16 protein-coding genes are annotated in these 18,705 nt (G+C 70.4%); 11 read left to right on the top strand and 5 right to left on the bottom strand.

Translation table 11 applies throughout. The features are described 5' to 3' along the window. The 3 genes from CP983_RS36475 (at window position 1) to CP983_RS36485 (ending at window position 4,014) form a co-directional block, all read left to right on the top strand. Window positions 1-669: a potassium-transporting ATPase subunit C gene (locus CP983_RS36475; protein ID WP_150504320.1), complete on the top strand. Its 669-nt coding sequence runs from the start codon at window positions 1-3 to the stop codon at window positions 667-669. 109 nt (window positions 670-778) lie between these two features. Then, window positions 779-1,462 carry a response regulator gene (locus tag CP983_RS36480; RefSeq protein WP_150504322.1) on the top strand — a complete coding sequence of 228 codons (684 nt, stop codon included), beginning with the start codon at window positions 779-781 and terminating at the stop codon, window positions 1,460-1,462. A 2-nt stretch (window positions 1,463-1,464) separates the two neighbouring features. Next, complete coding sequence (locus CP983_RS36485) at window positions 1,465-4,014, top strand: sensor histidine kinase (RefSeq protein WP_150504324.1); 2,550 nt, start codon at window positions 1,465-1,467, stop codon at window positions 4,012-4,014. 10 nt (window positions 4,015-4,024) lie between these two features. On the opposite strand, the gene CP983_RS36490 is transcribed toward CP983_RS36485, so the two are convergent. Beyond that, window positions 4,025-4,588 (bottom strand): universal stress protein, encoded by a 564-nt coding sequence (locus CP983_RS36490; RefSeq protein ID WP_150504326.1) that lies wholly within the window; start codon window positions 4,586-4,588, stop codon window positions 4,025-4,027. A gap of 381 nt (window positions 4,589-4,969) precedes the next feature. Here CP983_RS36490 and CP983_RS36495 point away from each other — a divergent pair, with 381 nt between their 5' ends. From CP983_RS36495 to CP983_RS36520, 6 genes are all read left to right on the top strand, one after another. Continuing rightward, entirely contained in the window at window positions 4,970-5,419 is a 450-nt protein-coding gene (locus tag CP983_RS36495; protein ID WP_150504328.1) for an SAV_915 family protein, read from the top strand. A 13-nt stretch (window positions 5,420-5,432) separates the two neighbouring features. After that, a complete protein-coding gene (gene lysA, locus CP983_RS36500) occupies window positions 5,433-6,767 on the top strand; it encodes a diaminopimelate decarboxylase (protein WP_150504330.1) in 1,335 nt (444 codons plus the stop codon). A gap of 287 nt (window positions 6,768-7,054) precedes the next feature. Beyond that, window positions 7,055-8,350 (top strand): extracellular solute-binding protein, encoded by a 1,296-nt coding sequence (locus CP983_RS36505; RefSeq protein ID WP_125528287.1) that lies wholly within the window; start codon window positions 7,055-7,057, stop codon window positions 8,348-8,350. Between the two features lie 6 nt (window positions 8,351-8,356). Continuing rightward, on the top strand, window positions 8,357-9,355 hold the full coding sequence (locus CP983_RS36510; protein WP_150504332.1) for a carbohydrate ABC transporter permease: 999 nt from the start codon (window positions 8,357-8,359) through the stop codon (window positions 9,353-9,355). Further along, window positions 9,352-10,182, top strand: coding sequence for a carbohydrate ABC transporter permease (locus CP983_RS36515; RefSeq protein ID WP_125529711.1), 831 nt, complete (start codon window positions 9,352-9,354; stop codon window positions 10,180-10,182). Before CP983_RS36510 ends, CP983_RS36515 begins: the two co-directional genes overlap by 4 nt. 58 nt (window positions 10,183-10,240) lie before the next feature. Then, the gene (locus tag CP983_RS36520) at window positions 10,241-11,278 is read left to right on the top strand and encodes an endo-1,4-beta-xylanase (RefSeq protein WP_150504334.1); all 1,038 of its coding nucleotides are present in this window, start codon (window positions 10,241-10,243) and stop codon (window positions 11,276-11,278) included. Between the two features lie 203 nt (window positions 11,279-11,481). Here the strand turns inward: CP983_RS36520 and CP983_RS36525 are convergent, their stop codons facing one another. Both CP983_RS36525 and CP983_RS36530 read right to left on the bottom strand, forming a co-directional pair. Then, window positions 11,482-11,688 (bottom strand): DUF5999 family protein, encoded by a 207-nt coding sequence (locus tag CP983_RS36525; protein WP_030053671.1) that lies wholly within the window; start codon window positions 11,686-11,688, stop codon window positions 11,482-11,484. A gap of 440 nt (window positions 11,689-12,128) precedes the next feature. Further along, entirely contained in the window at window positions 12,129-12,731 is a 603-nt protein-coding gene (locus CP983_RS36530) for a hypothetical protein (protein ID WP_150504336.1), read from the bottom strand. Between the two features lie 556 nt (window positions 12,732-13,287). On the opposite strand from CP983_RS36530, the gene CP983_RS36535 reads away from it, so the two are divergent. Next, window positions 13,288-14,805 carry a glutamate-cysteine ligase family protein gene (locus CP983_RS36535; protein WP_125529006.1) on the top strand — a complete coding sequence of 506 codons (1,518 nt, stop codon included), beginning with the start codon at window positions 13,288-13,290 and terminating at the stop codon, window positions 14,803-14,805. Between the two features lie 40 nt (window positions 14,806-14,845). Here CP983_RS36535 and CP983_RS36540 read toward each other — a convergent pair whose 3' ends face one another. Further along, entirely contained in the window at window positions 14,846-16,621 is a 1,776-nt protein-coding gene (locus CP983_RS36540) for a substrate-binding and VWA domain-containing protein (RefSeq protein WP_150504338.1), read from the bottom strand. 194 nt (window positions 16,622-16,815) lie between these two features. On the opposite strand from CP983_RS36540, the gene CP983_RS36545 reads away from it, so the two are divergent. Then, window positions 16,816-17,616: a CPBP family intramembrane glutamic endopeptidase gene (locus tag CP983_RS36545; protein ID WP_150504339.1), complete on the top strand. Its 801-nt coding sequence runs from the start codon at window positions 16,816-16,818 to the stop codon at window positions 17,614-17,616. 22 nt (window positions 17,617-17,638) lie between these two features. Here CP983_RS36545 and CP983_RS36550 read toward each other — a convergent pair whose 3' ends face one another. Next, window positions 17,639-18,649 carry a helix-turn-helix transcriptional regulator gene (locus CP983_RS36550; RefSeq protein ID WP_150504341.1) on the bottom strand — a complete coding sequence of 337 codons (1,011 nt, stop codon included), beginning with the start codon at window positions 18,647-18,649 and terminating at the stop codon, window positions 17,639-17,641. Window positions 18,650-18,705: the final 56 nt, after the last annotated feature.

Raw genomic sequence — 18,705 nt, forward strand, 5'->3', positions numbered from 1 at the left:
ATGAACAACTCCGTATCGAACACGGCCCGGTTGCTTGGGGCCGGCCTGCGCGCCCTCCTCGTGCTGACCCTGGTGACCGGCGTCATCTACCCGCTGGTCGTCACCGGCATCGCTCAGGGGCTGTTCAACGACAAGGCGAACGGCTCCGAGATCAAGGTGGACGGCAAGGTCGTCGGGTCGTCCCTGATCGGGCAGGCCTACAACCTGCCGCTGAAGAAGGGCGAGGAGACTCCGGCGCCCGACCTGAAGTGGTTCCAGGGCCGTCCGCAGAACGGCCTCGGCACCAACAGCGTCAACACCCAGTACAAGCTCATCCTGTCCGGCGCGACCAACCGGTCCGGCGACAACGAAGAGCTCATCCAGTGGGTGAAGGACGCCAAGGCCGCCGTCGTCAAGGACAACTCGACGCCGGACTACAAGGTCAAGCCGTCCGAGGTGCCCGCCGACGCGGTCACGTCCTCCGGTTCCGGCCTGGACCCGGCCATCTCCCCGCAGTACGCGGACATCCAGGTCCACCGGGTCGCCGAGAAGAACGGCCTGCCCGTCGCCCAGGTGCAGAAGCTGGTCGACGAGCACACCGAGGGCCGGACCCTCGGCTTCATGGGCGAACCGCGGGTCAACGTCCTCGAGTTGAACATCGCGCTCAAGGACCTCGTGGCCAAGAGCTGATGGCGTTACGCGATCCGCGCGGGAGTCGGCGGCCGGGCACCTCCGGTTCCGCCGACTCCCGCCGCCATGAAGCCCTTTGCCCAGGTGCAGGACAGGAAGGCGTACACCCATGACCAGGGTGTTGGTGGTGGAGGACGACCCGCAGCTGGTGCGGGCCCTCGTGATCAACATGCAGGCGCGCAGGTACGGCGTGGACGCGGCCACCGACGGTGCCACGGCGCTCAGACTCGCGGCCGCACGCCAGCCCGACGTCGTCATGCTCGACCTGGGACTGCCCGACATGGACGGCGTCGACGTCATCAGGGCCCTGCGCGGCTGGACCCGCGTCCCGATCCTGGTGCTGTCGGCGCGCCGGGCGTCCGAGGAGAAGGTCGTCGCGCTCGACGCCGGCGCCGACGACTACGTCACCAAGCCGTTCAGCATGGACGAGCTGATGGCCCGGCTGAGGGCCGCCGTCCGCCGAACCGAGGACTCTCCGCTCGCCCCCGAGACGACCCTCGTGGAGACGGACGAGTTCGTCATCGACCTGCGGGCCAAGAAGGTCGCCCGCGGCGACCGCGAGGTACGGCTCACCCCGACGGAGTGGCACCTGCTGGAGATCCTGGTCACCAACCCGGGCCGGCTCGTCACCCAGAAGTACCTGCTCCAGGAGGTCTGGGGGGTCTCCCGGAGCGGCAAGACCAACTATCTGCGGGTCTACATGGCGCAGTTGCGCCGCAAGCTGGAAGCGGACCCCGCGCACCCCCGCTATCTCGTCACCGAACCCGGCATGGGTTACCGCTTCGAAGGGTGAACATGGCACGCGGCAAACTTCGGATCTACCTCGGTGCGGCACCCGGCGTCGGCAAGACGTACGCCATGCTCTCCGAGGCGCACCGGCGGGTCGAACGCGGCACCGACTGCGTGGTGGCGTTCGTGGAGCACCACGACCGGCCGCGCACCGAGGTGATGCTGCACGGCCTGGAGCAGATCCGACGCAAGGATCTGGAGTACCGGGACACCTCCTTCACCGAGATGGACATCGACGCCGTCCTGGCCCGGCGCCCCAAGGTGGTGCTGGTCGACGAGCTGGCCCACACCAACATCCCCGGCTCCCGCAACGCCAAGCGCTGGCAGGACGTGGAGGAGCTGCTGGCGGCCGGCATCGACGTCATCTCGACGGTCAACATCCAGCACCTGGAGTCGCTGGGCGATGTCGTGGAGTCCATCACCGGGGTACGGCAGCAGGAGACCGTCCCCGACGAGGTCGTTCGCCGCGCCGACCAGGTAGAGCTCGTCGACATGTCGCCGCAGGCGCTCCGGCGGCGCATGGCGCACGGCAACATCTACAAGCCGGACAAGGTCGACGCGGCGCTCTCGAACTACTTCCGCCCTGGAAACCTCACCGCGCTGCGGGAGTTGGCCCTGCTGTGGGTGGCCGACCGGGTCGACGAGTACCTCAACGCCTACCGCAGCGAGCACGAGGTCTCGACGATCTGGGGCTCGCGCGAGCGGATCGTCGTGGGGCTGACCGGCGGACCGGAAGGGCGGACGCTGATCCGCCGGGCCGCGCGGCTCGCCGAGAAGGGCGCAGGCGGTGAGGTGCTCGCCGTCTACATAGCCCGCACCGACGGGCTGACCTCGTCCTCGCCCAAGGAACTGGCCGTGCAGCGCGGGCTGGTCGAGGACCTCGGCGGCACCTTCCACCACGTCGTCGGCGACGACATCCCGGCGGCGCTGCTGGCCTTCGCGCGCGGCGTCAACGCCACCCAGATCGTGCTCGGTGTCTCCCGCCGCAAGAGCTGGCAGTACGTCTTCGGCCCTGGGGTCGGCGCCACGGTCGCCCGGGACTCCGGACCCGACCTAGACGTCCACCTGATCACGCACGACGAGGCGGGCAAGGGGCGCGCTCTCCCCATCCCCCGCGGCGCGCGCCTCGGCCGGACGCGGATCATCTGGGGCTGGCTGGTGGGTGCGCTCGGCCCGGCCGTCCTCACCGTGCTGCTGACGCATGTCGCCCCCGAAGTCGGCCTCGCCAACGACATGTTGCTGTACCTGTCGCTGACCGTGGCGGCGGCTCTCCTCGGCGGCCTGCTGCCGGCCCTGGCGTCGGCCGTGGTCGGTTCGATGCTGCTGAACTGGTTCTTCACCCCGCCCGTCCACACGCTGACCATCGCCGACCCGAAGAACGTGGTCGCCATCGTGATCTTCATCGGGGTGGCGGTGTCGGTGGCCTCCGTGGTCGACCTCGCGGCCCGTCGCACCCACCAGGCGAACCGCCTGCGTGCCGAGTCGGAGATCCTGTCCTTCCTCGCCGGGAACGTGCTGCGCGGCGAGACCAGCCTGGAGGCGCTGCTCGAACGCGTCCGTGAGACCTTCGGCATGGTGTCCGTGGCCTTGCTGGAGCGGGAGAGCGAAGTCGACCCGTGGACCTGCGCGGGCAGTGTGGGCTCCCGACCCTGCCAGGACCCCGACGACGCCGACGTGGGCGTTCCGGTCGGCGACCACATGGCGCTCGCGCTGACCGGCCGGGTGCTGCCCGCCGAGGACCGCCGGGTACTGGCCGCGTTCGCCGTGCAGTCCGCGGTCGTCCTGGACCGGCAGCGGCTCCGGCGCGAGGCCGACCAGGCCAAAGAGCTGGCGGAGGGCAACCGCATTCGTACGGCACTGCTGGCCGCTGTCAGCCACGACCTGCGCACGCCTCTCGCCGGCATAAAGGCATCGGTCACCTCGCTGCGGTCCGACGACGTGGCCTGGTCGGAGGAGGACGAGGCCGAACTCCTCCAGGCGATCGAGGAGGGCGCTGACCGGCTCGACCTGCTGGTCGGGAACCTGCTGGACATGTCCCGTCTCCAGACCGGCACGGTCACGCCGTTGATCCGGGAGATCGACCTGGACGAAGTGGTGCCGATGGCGCTGGGCGGGGTGCCGGAGGGCAGCGTGGAGCTGGACATCCCGGAGACCCTGCCCATGGTCAGCGTGGACAAGGGTCTGTTGGAGCGGGTCGTCGCCAACGTCGTCGAGAACGCCGTCAAGTACAGCCCTGTGGACGAGCCCGTGCTGGTCTCCGCGAGCGCCATCGCCGACCGGGTCGAGGTCCGGGTGGTCGACCGCGGACGAGGTGTCCCCGACGAGGCCAAGGAACGCATTTTCGAGCCCTTCCAGCGCTACGGCGACGCCCCGCGCGGCGCCGGCGTAGGGCTCGGCCTCGCCGTCGCACGCGGCTTCGCCGAGGCGATGGGCGGCACGATCAGCGCGGAGGACACGCCCGGCGGCGGTCTCACGATGGTGCTGAGCCTGCGGGTGGCGGCCGGGGGAGCGGGCGACGACGGTGACGTCAGGAAGGCGGCGGCCGGATCGTCGTAGGCGCGTCCCTTCACGACCCTTCCGGCGGCACCGCCTCACGCGCCAAGTCCCGTACGTCCAGCCGCAGTCGCCAGGCGTTGCGGCGGTGCACGGCCGTCAGCTCCGACTCCAGCGGTGACGGCGGCACCGCGAGCACCGGACACCTCGCGTGGGCGACGCAGTAACGCGTGACCGAGCGGCAGCACGCCCGGTGCCAGAGGCTGCGGCGGCCCGCGCCGACGACGAGGACGTCGGTCTCACGGTCGGCGATCTCCACCAGGGCCAGGCCCGGGCTGCCCTGCGCGACCAGGGCGTACATCCAGACGCCGGGGCCGGAGGCGCCGAAGACGTCCGTCAGGACGCCGACCAGCCGCTCACGTGCCAGACGCTGCCACTCGGCGGCCGGCAGGCCCGCCCCGGGGCCGCGCCGGGCGGCGACTTCCCCGCCCGGCGGCTGCCAGGCCAGCACCGGCCACAGCTCGCCGCCGCGCCGCCGGGCCTCCTCGGCACCCCGGCCGAGGGCGGTGAGGCTGCCCAGCGAGCCGCTGACACCCACCACGACCCGAGGCCGCACCGGGCCGTCGGAACCAGACATGAGTTCACCGTTCCACTTCTCGTCGCGGTTCTTCGCCCCGCGAGGGAGACCCACGGGGAGGCCAGCGGGGAGACCCACGAGGGAGTCCCGCGCGGACACCCGCAGGGGTCCCTTCCATGACACCTCCGCCGGGCCCCTCCAGCCACATCGGTCGGCCCTTCTTGGCGCACCTCTGACGGCGTCCCGCACGGCCTGCCGGGCCAGGTGTCAGCATCGCGTCAGCGTCAGGCGGAAACCCGTCAGCATCCCGTCATGAGGCGTCCTGACCCCCGGGTCACCGGGCATAGCGTCAGAGCAAGCCCCGGCCCGCCTCCCCGCGTCCGGGGCGTCAAACACTCGAAGTACGACTCCGATCCACCTCGGATCTCCCGGAGGCAGCCCATGGCAGACCACCTGTCCGACGAAGACCCGGAGCCCTCTGAACGGTTCCCGGCCGGCCCTCTGTTCGTTCCGGTCCGGCCGGGACACGCCGCCTGTGCGGCCCGCCTCTTCCGTACGCCCCTCGGGGACCGCACGGCCGTGGGCTTCACCTCGCAGCGGCAGCTGACCGCCACCCTCGGCCCCGACCAGCCGTGGATCCGGCTCGCCGAACCCGCCCTGCGCTCCCTGACCGCGCCGCTCGGCGTCACCACCGTCACGGTCGACCCGCAGTTCTGCGCGCCGGCCCCGGCCCCGACCGCCCCGGCCCCGAACGCATCGGCCGTCCCGGAACACGCCCGGCACTCCGGCCCCCGGTTCCGTGAGGGCGCCTGGGATCCCCAAGCCGTCGGAGCGCTGCGCGTGACCGGTGCCGCCGCGCTCATCTCCGCGTTGACCATGTGGATCGGTTGAGGGGGACCGCACGATGACCACCGTTCACGAACCCGCGGTGACCACCGCGGCCGACGCCCTCTCCGTGTGGCCGGCCTCGGCCGTCGAGCCCCGCGAGGGCGAACTCACCGTCGGCGGCGTACCGCTGGCCGAGGTCGCCGACCGTTTCGGCACCCCCGTCTACGTCATCGACGAGGACGAGGTCCGCGAGCGCTGCCGTACCTACCGGCACGCCTTCCCCGACGCCGAAGTCCTGTACGCGGCCAAGGCGTTCCTGTGCCGGGCCATGGTCCACTGGATGGCCGAGGAGGGCCTGGGCCTGGACGTCTGCTCGGCCGGTGAGCTGGAGCTCGCGGTCACCACCGGCTTCCCGCCGGAGCGGATCGTCCTGCACGGCAACGCCAAGTCCCCGCGCGACCTCGACACGGCCCTGCGCCTCGGGGTCGGCCGCATCGTCATCGACAGCCCCTCCGAGATCGCCCGGCTGGCGGCGGCGGTCGGGCCCGACGGCCACCAGAAGGTGATGGTCCGCGTCGTGCCCGGGATCGGCGCCGGCGGCCACGAGAAGATCCGCACCGGCACCGAGGACCAGAAGTTCGGCCTGTCCATCTCGGACGGCTACGCCCAGCACGCCATCGCCCGGATACTGGACCAGCCGCAGCTCGAACTCACCGGCCTGCACTGCCACCTGGGCTCGCAGATCACCAGCGTCAAGCCGTACCTGGCCGCCGTACGCCGCATGGTCGGCCTCATGGCCCGGCTCCACGAGCAGCACGGCCTGGTGCTGCGCGAACTCGACCTGGGCGGCGGCCACGGCATCGCCTACCGCCCCGGCGAACCCGCCCTCGACCTCACCGCGCTGGCCCGCAAGGTCCGCGCCGAACTCACCGAGGCCTGCACGGCGGCCGGGCTCACCGTGCCCCGGCTCATCATCGAACCGGGGCGGGCCATCGCAGGCCCGGCGGGCATCGCGCTCTACCACGTCCTCTCCGTCAAGCGGACCGGCGCGCACACCTACGTCGCCGTGGACGGCGGCATGAGCGACAACCCGCGTCCCGCGCTGTACGGGGTGCGGTACGCGCCCCGCCTGGTCGGCCGGCACAGCACCGCCGCCCCGGCACCGGTGACCGTGGTGGGCCGGCACTGCGAGGCGGGAGACATCGTCGCCGCCGACGTCGAACTCCCCGACGACATCCGCCCCGGGGACCTGCTCGCCGTCCCGGCGGCCGGCGCCTATCACCTGTCCATGGCCTCCGGCTACAACCTGGTCGGCCGCCCGCCGGTGGTCGCCGTGGACGACGGCCGCGCCCGCCTGCTGATCCGCCGCGAGTCCCTGGAGGACATCCGCAGCCGGGACGTGGGCCTGTAGTCGAGGCCCGCCGATCCGGCCGTTCCGTAATGTTCGTCAGTTGTGCCGAATGTTTCGACTCTCCGGAGGGCTGACTCGGTCGCCGACCCTGAGGGTGTGGGTCTCCAACTCTTCAAGCGCCGCCTGCGTCGTGGCCGTTGGCGGCAGATTCACCGTGTACAAGGGGTTGCCACCGTTTGGGGGCTGTCCCTAGGGTGCGGCAGCAACGAAGGTTTCTGGATCTCCTCCGAAACTTTCGATCGTGTGGACGGTCGACGACGGACCGTCCCGTACCCAAGGAGCGGATCATGGGCGACCCGGGACTGTCCCGCCGCGGCTTCCTCGCGGCCTCCGCCGCGGCCGGCGTGGGCATGACGGCACTGAGCGGCTGCGGTGGCGACTCGGACGGAGGGTCGTCGGACGGCACGACCACCATCGAGTGGTGGAACATCTCCACCACCGAGCCGACCAAGGGCGTCTGGGCCGCGCTGGCCAAGAAGTTCGAGGCCCAGAACCCCAAGGTCAAGGTGAAGATCGTCCAGCTGGAGAACGACGCCTACAAGTCGAAGATGACGGCGCTGACCGCCTCCGGGAAGCTCCCCGACATCTTCCACACCTGGGGCGGCGGCGTCCTCAGGCAACAGGTCGACGCCGGTCTCGTCGAGGACCTCACCGACCGCACCAAGGACTTCGCCGAGGGCCTGCTGCCGGTCGCGAAGGAGCCGTACCTCCTCGACGAGAAGGTGTACGGCATACCGTTCGACATCGGCATGATCGGCTTCTGGTACAACAAGGCGCTCTTCAAGGACGCCGGCGTCGCCGAGCCCCCCACCACCTGGGCCGACTTCCTCGACGCCGTACGGAAGCTGAAGGCGAAGGACATCACCCCGCTCGCCCTCGCGGGCAAGGAGAAGTGGCCCGGCATGTACTACTGGGCCTACCTCTCGATGCGCACCGCCGGCGCCTCCGCCCTCCAGAAGGCCTACGACGACCAGGACTTCACCGGCGATCCGTTCGTCCAGGCCGGACAGCACCTCCAGGAGCTCGTCGACCTCCAGCCGTTCCAGAAGGGCTTCCTCGGCGCCGCCTACTCCAGCCCCACCGGCCAGGCCGCGACCGTCGGCAACGGCAAGGCCGCGATGGAGCTCATGGGCCAGTGGGCCCCGGTCGTCCAGGCCGACGCGGGCAAGGGCCTCGGCGACGACCTCGGCTTCTTCGCGTTCCCCGCGGTCGAGGGCGGCAAGGGCACCATCACCGAGGTGTTCGGCGGAGGCGGCGGACACGCCCTGCGCAGCGGAGCCCCGCAGGAGGCCGTGGACTTCCTGAAGTTCTTCGCCTCCGAGGCGACCGACGTGGAGCTGGTCAAGAAGACCGGCGTCCTCCCGGTCGTCCCGGCCGCCGAGAGCGCCATCACCGACCCCAACATCAAGGCCGTCCAGGCCCAGTTGAAGGCCGCCACCGGCTTCCAGCTCTACCTCGACCAAGCCTACGCCCCCGCCGTCGGCCAGGAGGTCAACGACAGCGTCGGCGCGCTCATCGCCGGGTCAAAGTCCCCGCAGCAGGTCGCCGAGTCGATCACGAAGACCGCGAAGGAAGAGCAGTAGCCGGCGATGACCTCCACGTTCCTGCCGGACAAGCGCACCCGCCCCGGCGTCGAACCCGCGCCCCCGTCGGCAGATCACGCCCGGGGGCGGGCCCGGCGGCGCCTGCTGCACTGGCTCACCGCGGTCGCCTTCCAGGTGCCCGCGCTGGTGCTGTTCCTCGTCCTGGTGCTGCTGCCGATGCTGTTCGCGCTGTACGCGGCCTTCTTCCGCTGGGGCGGCTTCGGGATGCCGTCCGACTACATCGGCGGCGACAACTTCACCCGCCTCTTCGAGGACCCCGTCTTCCTCGGGGACCTGTGGCGCTGTCTGCTCCTCGTCGTGCTGTCGCTCGCGATCCAGTTGCCGTTCGCGCTCGCCATGGCCGTTCTGCTCAACCAGAAGCTGCGCGGCCGGGCCTTCTACCGGATGCTGTTCTTCGGGCCGTACGTCCTGTCGGAGGCCATCACCGGCGTCCTGTTCGGCATGATCTTCGCGCCCGACGACGGCCTCGCCGACCAGATCCTCGGCGGCATCGGCCTCGACGGGCTCGGCGGCGAGTGGTTCGCCGACCCGTCGAACGTCATGGCCACCCTCTTCCTGGTCATGACCTGGAAGTACTTCGGCTTCCACATGATGCTCTACCTGGCCGGACTCCAGTCCATCCCGGCCGAGTTGACCGAGGCCGCGCTCATCGACGGCGCGAACGCCTGGCAGCGCTTCCGCAGCGTCACCCTGCCGCTGCTCGCGCCCACCCTCAGGATCAGCGTGTTCCTCTCCGTGATCGGTGCGATCCAGCTCTTCGACCTGGTCTGGGTGACCACCGCGGGCGGCCCCGACCATCACTCCGAGACGATGGCCGTGACCATGTTCCAGTACGGCTTCAAGCGCTACCAGGTCGGCTACGCCAGCGCGATCAGCGTGGTCATGTTCGGCATCAGCCTCGTCTTCGCCCTCGCCTACCAGCGGTTCGTGCTCCGCCGCGATCTCCAGGGAGCCACCACGACGATGCGGGGAGTCGCCAAGTGACGGCCAGGTCCGGCAGGAAGAACCTGCCGACGCATGTGATCCTCGTCGTGGTCGGCGCCGTGATGGTCGTGCCGCTGCTGTACGCCGTGCTGTCCGGCTTCAAGTCCACCGACGAACTCTCCCGCAACCCCGTCGGGCTGCCGGAGTCCTGGGTGGCCGGCAACTACACGGACATCCTCGGCTCCGGGGACTTCTGGCGGCTGATCGGCAACAGCACCCTGATCGCGGTCGGTACGACCGTCCTGATCGTCGCCGTCTCCGCGCTGTCGGCGTTCTCCTTCGCGCGCTTCGCCTTCCGCGGCCGGGAGGGCCTGTTCACCCTGTTCACCATGGGGCTGATGTTCCCCTTCGCGGTGGCCGCCCTGCCCCTGTTCCTGCTGCTGCGATCCATGGGCCTGCTGGACAACCCGCTCGGCGTGATCCTCCCGCAGGCGGCCTTCGGGCTGCCGATGACCATCATCATCCTGCGCGGCTTCTTCCGGGAGATCCCCGGCGAGCTGGAGGAGGCGGCCACACTCGACGGCTGCAGCCCCTTCGGGTTCTTCTGGCGGGTGCTGCTGCCCATGGCACGGCCGGCGCTGGGCACCGTCTCGGTCCTCGCCGTCGTCACCAGCTGGAACAACTTCTTCCTGCCGCTGCTGGTGTTCACCGACTCCACGTGGTGGACCATTCCGATCGGCGTCCAGCAGTTCCAGGGCCAGTACTCCGCGGACTACGCCCGCGTCTTCGCCTACCTGGTGCTGGCCATGGTCCCCGCCCTCGCCTTCTACTCGGTCGCCGAACGCCAGCTCGTCGGCGGCCTCACCGCCGGCGCGACCAAGGGATGACGCGCGCGGGCGGACGTACGGCTCACCCACACATCCGAGCAACGTGAGGAGTCGCACCATGCGCACCAACCGTCTCAGACTCATCGGCGCCCTCGCGGCCGTCCTGGTCGCGGCGACCGTGCCGGCCGCCCAGGCCCATGACGGCCGGCCGCCCACCCTCGCCGACCTCGCCGAGCGTCACGGCCGCTACTTCGGCAGTGCCACCGACAACCCCGAACTCGTCGACGAGCCGTACACGGCGCTCCTGGGCAGTGAGTTCGACCAGATCACGCCCGGCAACGGGATGAAGTGGTACGCCACCGAACCCCAGCAGGGCGTCTTCGACTTCACCAAGGGCGACGAGATCGTGGCCCTCGCACGCGCCAACCACCAGAAAGTGCGCGGCCACACCCTCGTCTGGCACAGCCAGCTGCCGGGCTGGCTCACCGGCCGCGAGTGGACGGCGACCGAGCTGCGGGCCGTGCTGAAGAAGCACATCCAGACCGAGGTGCGGCACTACCGCGGCAAGATCTACGCCTGGGACGTCGTCAACGAGGCGTTCAACGAGGACGGCACGTACCGCGAGACGGTCTTCTACAAGACGCTCGGCTCCGGCTACATCGCCGACGCCCTGCGCTGGGCCCACCAGGCCGACCCGAAGGCCAGGCTGTACCTCAACGACTACAACGTCGAGGCGACCGGCCCGAAGAGCGACGCGTACTACGAGCTGGCCAGGGAGCTGAGGGCTCAGGGCGTCCCGCTGCACGGCTTCGGCCTCCAGACCCATCTGGCGCTCCAGTACGGCTATCCGGCCACGCTGGAGGACAACCTGCGCCGCTTCGCCCGGCTCGGCCTGGACACGGCCCTCACCGAGGTAGACGTACGGATGCAGCTGCCCGTCACCGAGGAGAAGCTGAACCGGCAGGCCGAGTGGTACCGGGACATGACCGAGGCGTGCCTGGCGGTGCGCCGATGTGTGGGGATCACGGTCTGGGACTACACGGACAAGTATTCCTGGATCCCGGCGTTCTTCCCGGGCGAGGGCGCGGCCCTGCCCTGGGACGAGGAACTGCGGCCCAAGCCCGCCTACTTCGCGCTGCGAGAGGCGCTGAGGTAGGCGACCGCCGCCGTCGTGGCCCGGGCGTCGGTACGAGGGTTGCCCGGGACACACGGTGAACTACCGTGTGTGACCGCCCCCGGACACACGTCGGGGCCGGCTCGCAGTCAGGGTCTGCGACCGGCCCCTGGGAGTACGCCGGGCGTCCGTCGTGCCGCCCGGTGGTGCGGGTCCTCACCGGCGTCTAACGCCGGCGGGGGGTACTACGCCGCGGTCATCACCTTGCCGGTGCCCAGCGGACGGTGCGGGGCGATGATCTGGCCGTCGGGCAGGAGCTCACCGGTGTCCTCGAAGAGCAGAACGCCGTTGCACAGCAGGCTCCATCCCTGCTCCGGGTGGTGCGCCACGAGTCGGGCGGATTCCCGGTCGGCGGAGTCGGCTGAGGGGCACGGTGGCTGGTGCTGGCACATGGATGGGATCTCTCGGTCTGTTGTGATCTGTGAGATGGCTGTTTTGTCTGTCTCGCGGCGTGAAGCTTCGTTCATGGCCGCTCCCCCGTTGTGATAAGTCGGTCGGAACCCAGTGTTGCCCCACGGGCGTCAATCCGCAGGGATTTCGCAGCACCGCTTTCTCACAGGTTGATGACGCTTCACCCGCGCGGATGGTTCATCCCAACTGCACTGTCACTTCGGGTGGTTCGCAGTGGTCGGATGGGGCTAGTCCGTATGGGCCGGAGCGCCCACGGGGCTCATTCGAGCGCTTTATTGCTCGTACGAGTTATTCACGGCTCGTACGTGCGTGACTCGTGTTTCCAGTTGTCCGGTACGAGCCTAGACCCACCCCGGAAAACACGCGTACCCCGCCACCCGGAATGGGCGGCGGGGTACGCGGGCGCTCGCGCTGGGTGCCGTCAGGCGGGGGAGCCGAGCAGTGGAGGCAGCGGCGGCAGCGGGGCCGGGGTCGCGCGAAGGGTGAGCACCGGGAGCAGTTCGGCGACCCGGTGCGGCACATGGGCCGCGATGCCGGGCGGCGCCGGGGCCAGCGGCACGAGGATGTCCGCGGCGTCCGGATGGCCGGTGGCGCCGTCCGCCGCGCAGTCGCCGTGCAGCCACAGCGCGAGCATGTAGAGGCTCGGGATCGACAGCAGCCGCGGCTGGCAGGGCTGCGGGATCGTCTCCGCCTGGCGAAGTGCCCGTTCGGTCGAGGCGATGTAGGGGCCCTCGAAGAAGTGCGAAAAGGCCCAGCCGTCCGGGGTCAGCCGGGTCTCGGCCGCGGCCACCGCGCGTTCCCCGCACCGGATCAGGAAGCGCCAGCCGGCCAGCCGTGTCGCGGACACACCCGCCGGGGTGATCTCGTCCAGCACGTGGACGGGCAACGGCAGTTCGGGTGTGGCGGGCCCCTGGGCGGCGCGCAGCGAGGGCGTTCGGGCCTCGCGGACGGCGGTGGGTGAGCCGAGTGCGGTGAGGACGGAGCGAAGTGCGGGCGCGGGAGCCGGGGGGACATGCAGGGGCATGGTGGGTCGCCTCTCATTCGACAGGCACAGTGGCGCGAGGGCGGGGCGGGGGCGGACGGCGCTGTCAGCTCACGAGGTCAGAGAGGCGGGGGCCGGGTCAGGGAGCCAAGGGGGATGGGTGAGGCCTGCCGCACGTCACCTGGACGGCAGGACCGGGACCGCGGGCGCCAACCCTCTGCCTTGATTGCGGAGTTTATACGACGAGTGTTCAGACGCTGTTTCGTCTAACCGCTTTCGGTGCACTCGGCAAGGAGTCAATCGGCCGCTGATTTGTGGGAATCATCCCGATTCCCGGCGGGTGTGCGGGCGGTGACCTCGAAAAATGTCGCGGGTGCGGACGGCCAATTCTCGTCGGCGTTTTTCACGAGTTCGTGAGCCGTCCGAAACTGCACAGTGCACCATGCCCGCCGAATGTGCCACCGGTCACATCCGACAGAGTAGCGGGCGCAGGGTTCGCGTGGGACGTTATCGATCGCTTCGGCTGGGCACACTCTCACCTGACCCGGGAGACCGGCGGCCGGATCTTCGGCCCGCCCATCCGAGGAGGGACGCTTCGATGGGGGAGAAGGTCGTGGCAGGTCGCTTCGATCTGTCCGATCGCCAGCACTACCGCGAGAAGCTGCGGCGGTGTCTGACGGGCCTGGAGCGACTGCTGGCGGAGAAGCGGTTCGACCGCCCCAAGAACCTGATGGGGCTGGAGATCGAATTGAACCTCGCCGGCGCCGACGGCATGCCGAAAATGTTGAATGGGCAGGTACTGGAGCGGATCGCCAGCCGCGATTTCCAAACAGAACTCGCCATGTTCAATCTGGAAGTGAACATAGCCCCACACCGATTGCAGGGGCGGGTATTCGATCGGCTGGCGGAGGAACTCCGTACGTCACTGGCATATGCCGACCGAAAAGCGGGCGAGGTCGACGCGGGAATCGTGATGATCGGCATTCTGCCGACGCTCGACCGGGACGACCTGGTCTCCTCGAACCTCTCCGACGTGGACCGCTACGCCCTGCTCAACGATCAGATCGTGGCCGCCCGCGGCGAGGACTTCATGCTCGACATCGACGGCGTCGAGCGTCTGACGTGCACGTCGAAGTCCATCGCCCCCGAGGCCGCCTGCACCTCCGTGCAACTGCACCTCCAGGTCACGCCGGGGCGGTTCGCCGACGTCTGGAACGCGGCCCAGGCGGTCGCCGCCGTCCAGGTCGCCATCGGTGCCAACTCGCCCTTCCTGTTCGGGCGTGAGCTGTGGCGCGAGTCGCGCCCGCCGCTGTTCCAGCAGTCCACCGACACCCGCCCGCCCGAACTCCAGGCCCAGGGCGTGCGACCGCGCACCTGGTTCGGGGAGCGGTGGGTCACCTCGGCGTACGACCTCTTCGAGGAGAACCTGCGCTACTTCCCGGCCCTGCTGCCGATCTGCGACGAGGAGGACCCGCTCGACGTCCTCGACTCCGGCGGGGTCCCCAAGCTCGCCGAACTCGTCCTGCACAACGGCACCGTGTACCGCTGGAACCGGCCCGTCTACGGCATCGCCGACGGCGTCCCGCACCTGCGCGTGGAGAACCGCGTGCTGCCCGCCGGACCGACCGTCACGGACGTCATCGCCAACGCCGCCTTCTACTACGGCGTCGTCCGCGCCCTCGCCGAGGAGTCGCGCCCGGTGTGGACCCGGATGCCCTTCGAGGCGGCGGCCGCCAACTTCGACGCGGCCTGCGAGCACGGCATCGACGCCCGGCTGAACTGGCCCCGGCGCGGACGGTACGGCGGGACGGCCGAGGTCGACGCGGTGAGCCTCGTACGCGACGAACTGCTGCCGCTCGCCGAGGCGGGCCTCGACGCGTGGGGGGTGGAGCCGGCCGACCGGGACCTCTACCTCGGTGTCATCGAGGAGCGCTGCCGCAGGCGCATGAACGGCGCCTCCTGGCAGGCGGCCACGTTCCACCGCGCGCTGGAGGCGGGCATGTCCCGGGACGCGGCGCTGGCCGCCACGACACGGCGCTACCGCGAGCTGATGCACCGCGGGGAGCCGGTGCACACCTGGCCGGTGGGGTTGCTGGAGCCGGTGCCGCTCGGGTGACGGTTGCGGGGGACGGTGCGAGCCGTCCCCGTCGGCTGCGTCAGCCCCGTCGGTCCGGTGACGCCGCGTTGACGATCGCCTTGAGGATCACCGTCTGGATCTGCGCCGGGTCCGTCACCTCGTGGCCCGACCCGCCCGTGGCCGCGGCGATGCGGTTGGCCTCCTCGCGGTCGGCGTCGGGGCCGACCGCGATCATGATCAGCGGCACCGGGCGCTGCGGGTCGGCGAGCCGCTCCAGGCGTGCGAGGAGGTCGGCGCGCGAGATGCTGCCGGGATCCTCGTTCACGCCGTCGGTGAGGACGACCAGCGCGTTGAACTTGCCCTCGGCGTAGGAGCCGGTCGCGGCCCGGTACGCGGCGAGCGTGGTGTCGTACAGGCCCGTCGCGCCGTCCGGCACCGGCTCCAGGTCGCCGAACGCCGCCGACAGCCGCTCGCGCTGGGTGCCGGTGCCCTCGCGGTCGCCGAGCCGCTGGGTGGGCACACGGACGCGGTAGTCCTTGTCGCCGTCCAGCTTGGTCGAGAAGTCCCAGAGCCCGATCTCGTCCTCGGCCGTGAAGGTGGACAGCGCCTGGAGCAGGGCCGCCTTGGTCACGTCCATCCGGGACCGCCCGGTGCCCGGCACCGTCTCGGACATCGAGGCGGAGGCGTCCACGACCGTGGTGATCCGCGCGCTCTGCACGGTGATCGTCCACACCCCGAGGGTCTCCTGGAGCGCCACCGCCGAGGCCGGCCGGGCCGGGGCCTTCGTGTACGGCTGCGGGCTGCTGCCACCGGCGCGGGTCACCAGCGCGTCCGACACCTCCTCCTCGGAGGTCCGGAAGCCGTGCCGCTCCAGCAGCCGCAGCTGCCGTGCGTCACGCAGATAGCTCATGAACCGGATCGCGGCCCGGCTCTCGTCGGTCGTCAGCCCGGTCTGGGTGAGCAGGGTGTACGGGTAGTCCAGCCGGGGCGAGCCGTCCTTCGGGTAGAAGAAGTCCAGGCCGTCGCCCTCGCCGTCCGCCGCGGAGTTGTACACGTGCGCCGTCTGCTCGCTGACGACCAGCGCCTGATTGCGCTTCGGGTTGCCCTGCTCGGTGCCCGAGGAGTCACGCGGCAGGGTGTCCAGGACCTGGCCGTCGCTGTCGGTGACGCGCTGCGAGAGCGCCTTCATCATCCCCGCGGCCTGCGTGTCCCCGCCCTCGATCCCGGCGGAGGCCGCGCTGAGCCGGGTGAGCGCGAGCAGCCCGGTCGCGCTGCGCGCGGGGTCCGCCGCGCCGAGCCGCAGTGAGTCGTCGCGCAGGGCGGCACCGGTCAGCTCCAGCCAGGCGTACGACTTCTCCGGCCACCCCAGCGACTTCGCGGCCGTCGGCACCATCGCCACACCCACCGGGGTGGAGGCGACATGGCCGACCGTGGAGACGTCGGCCGTGTCGCCGTCCGTGCTGAGGCGCTCCAGCCACACCTCCGAGTCCGGCACCCACACCTGCGCGCCGGGGTTCTCGCCCGCGAGAAGGGCGTCGGCGACCTTGTACGACTCGCGTGGGCTGACGGTGACCGCGACGCACCGTCCGTCAGAGGTGAGGTCGTCGTCCCGGGCCTGTGCGGCGGCGGTCTCCAGGGCGGGGGCCAGGTCGGGGGAGACGGCCAGGGTCAGCCGCACCGGGTCGTCCTGGCAGGAGGAGCCGAAGGAGAGCAGTCCGCCCCTGACGGCGGCGGCCGTACCGCCGGCGACGGCCAGGACGAGGACCGTGGCGATGGCCACCGTGCGGCGTCGTGCGCGTCGACGGGGGTCGCTGCCGCCCGCCCCATACTGATCGGGCAAGCTGTGACGTCCCATGTCGGTCGTGCCCCTCCCTGTTGCCCTGCTGAACCACACGCCGGATTCCGGCCGTATGGCAGGCAGAGGGGCGGTACGCCCCGTACGGCGCCCGTCCCCCCAACGGCCTGTCGCGCACGGTCTTCGTAATTGCTTTCGAGACCCTAGCGGGGCAGCGATGTGGATGAGGCGGGATTACTCAACTGGAGGCAGGAGTGCAGGGCGAGGCAGGCCCCGTGGCCGATTCTTTTCCTCATGAGCGGCTCTCACGACGGATTTTCCGGGACGAGACGCTGCTCGTTCTGGGGCTTTCGCTCGGTGCGAGCGGTGTGTCCGCCCTGATCAGTTTTGTCGGCTCGGTCACCAAACCGGGCGGCCTCAAGGACCAGGCCGCCACCCTCAACGCCTCGGCCGCGCCGGGACGTCCCTGGCTGGATCTCGCCTGGCAGCTCTTCGGGATCACGACCGCTCTGGTGCCCGTCGCGCTGGTCGCGCACTTCCTGATGCGCGAGGGCCGGAGCCTGCGCACCATCGGCTTCGACCGCACCCGCCCCTGGCCCGACCTCGGTCGCGGGGCGGCCATCGCGGCGGTGATCGGCAGCACCGGGATCGCCTTCTACCTGGCCGCCCGCGGACTCGGCTTCAACCTCACCGTCGTCCCCGAGGCGCTGCCCGACGTGTGGTGGAAGTACCCCGTACTGATCCTCTCGGCACTGCAGAACGCGATCCTGGAAGAGGTCATCGTCGTCGGCTATCTGCTGCGCCGCCTGGGCCAGTTGGGCTGGACACCCGGCACCGCGCTGGTGGCCAGTTCCGTACTGCGCGGCTCGTACCACCTCTACCAGGGCATCGGCGGCTTCATCGGCAACATGGCGATGGGCGTGGTGTTCGTCTACCTGTACCGGCGATGGGGCCGGGTGGGACCGCTGGTCGTGGCGCATTCCCTGCTCGACATAGGAGCATTCGTCGGTTACGCGCTGCTGGCCGGGAGGGTGGACTGGCTGCCGACGGCGTGAGCTGCGCCGCCGGTGCGCCCTCTCATGACGTCGGCTCCTCGCGGTCGGGCTCGGCGGCGCAGGACGTGAGGCGATCGGCGAGCGCGATGACGAGGTCGCGGAGTTCATCGGGACGCTCGATGACGAACGGCCGGTCGAGCGAGGCGAGTACCGGAGGCAACCAGTCGAGTCGCTCCGCCCGTAGCTCGACGCGCAGCCAGCGCTCCGTCGCACGGTCCTCGCCGGACACGGACTCGTGCTCCTCCAGGTTCGCGACGCCGGCGGGAAGGCGGGCGCGGATCTGCTCGACCGTCCCGTGGATCCGCAACGTCACCTCATGCCGGTACTCGGCCGTGGCGAATCCCGACAGCACGCGCTGGGCCGCATCGGGACCCACGGGCGTTTCGAATGAGCCGGGCAGGGTCCTCGCGTCGGCGATGCGGTCGAGCCGGAAGGTTCGGTCCTCGCCGATCCGGGCGTCCCTGCCCGTGACGTACCACCGGCCCGCATGGGCGACGATCCCGTACGCGTGCAGCGTGCGTTCGCTGCGCTGTCCGTCGCGGTCGGTGTAGCGGATCGAGACCGGCCGGTGGTGACGCACCGCATCGGCGATCGTGAGCAGGACCGCGGTGTCCGGGGTGTCGAACTCGCCGGGCTGATCAGTGAAGGCGAGAGCTTCCAGGACTGTGTCGAGCCGGCGGGCGATGTGCTTGGGCAGCACCCGCCGGATCTTCGCCGATGCCGTCTCGTTCGCCGTGGCCTCCGTCGTCGTCAGCCCCGCTCGACGGCCGGCGACGAGGCCGAGCAGTACGGCCAGCGCCTCGTCGTCGCTGAGCATGAGCGGAGGCAAGCGGTAGCCGGGGGCGAGCCGGTACCCGCCGTAGCGGCCGCGCACCGATTCCACGGGCACGTCGAGGTCGATCAGATGGTCCACGTACCGGCGCACGGTGCGGCCTTCGACGCCGAGCCGGTCGGCGAGTTCGGCCACCGTCCGGGTGCCGCCCGACTGCAGCAGTTCCAGCAGTGTCAGCACGCGGCCGGTGGGTCGAGCCATGGCCGCAGTCTAAGGCGAATACAGGACCGATTCTGTCCTCTATTTCTCCTAGCCTG

Source organism: Streptomyces chartreusis, assembly GCF_008704715.1.
Lineage (GTDB): Bacteria > Actinomycetota > Actinomycetes > Streptomycetales > Streptomycetaceae > Streptomyces > Streptomyces chartreusis.

Coding starts and splice junctions, on each gene's coding strand:
- CP983_RS36520 (WP_150504334.1), top strand. CDS start 10,241: ATGCGCACCAACCGTCTCAGACTCATCGGCGCCCTCGCGGCCGTCCTG.
- CP983_RS36485 (WP_150504324.1), top strand. CDS start 1,465: ATGGCACGCGGCAAACTTCGGATCTACCTCGGTGCGGCACCCGGCGTC.
- CP983_RS36510 (WP_150504332.1), top strand. CDS start 8,357: ATGACCTCCACGTTCCTGCCGGACAAGCGCACCCGCCCCGGCGTCGAA.
- CP983_RS36495 (WP_150504328.1), top strand. CDS start 4,970: ATGGCAGACCACCTGTCCGACGAAGACCCGGAGCCCTCTGAACGGTTC.
- CP983_RS36530 (WP_150504336.1), bottom strand. CDS start 12,731: ATGCCCCTGCATGTCCCCCCGGCTCCCGCGCCCGCACTTCGCTCCGTC.
- CP983_RS36505 (WP_125528287.1), top strand. CDS start 7,055: ATGGGCGACCCGGGACTGTCCCGCCGCGGCTTCCTCGCGGCCTCCGCC.
- CP983_RS36540 (WP_150504338.1), bottom strand. CDS start 16,621: ATGGGACGTCACAGCTTGCCCGATCAGTATGGGGCGGGCGGCAGCGAC.
- CP983_RS36475 (WP_150504320.1), top strand. CDS start 1: ATGAACAACTCCGTATCGAACACGGCCCGGTTGCTTGGGGCCGGCCTG.
- CP983_RS36550 (WP_150504341.1), bottom strand. CDS start 18,649: ATGGCTCGACCCACCGGCCGCGTGCTGACACTGCTGGAACTGCTGCAG.
- CP983_RS36480 (WP_150504322.1), top strand. CDS start 779: ATGACCAGGGTGTTGGTGGTGGAGGACGACCCGCAGCTGGTGCGGGCC.
- CP983_RS36525 (WP_030053671.1), bottom strand. CDS start 11,688: ATGTGCCAGCACCAGCCACCGTGCCCCTCAGCCGACTCCGCCGACCGG.
- CP983_RS36490 (WP_150504326.1), bottom strand. CDS start 4,588: ATGTCTGGTTCCGACGGCCCGGTGCGGCCTCGGGTCGTGGTGGGTGTC.
- CP983_RS36535 (WP_125529006.1), top strand. CDS start 13,288: ATGGGGGAGAAGGTCGTGGCAGGTCGCTTCGATCTGTCCGATCGCCAG.
- lysA (WP_150504330.1), top strand. CDS start 5,433: ATGACCACCGTTCACGAACCCGCGGTGACCACCGCGGCCGACGCCCTC.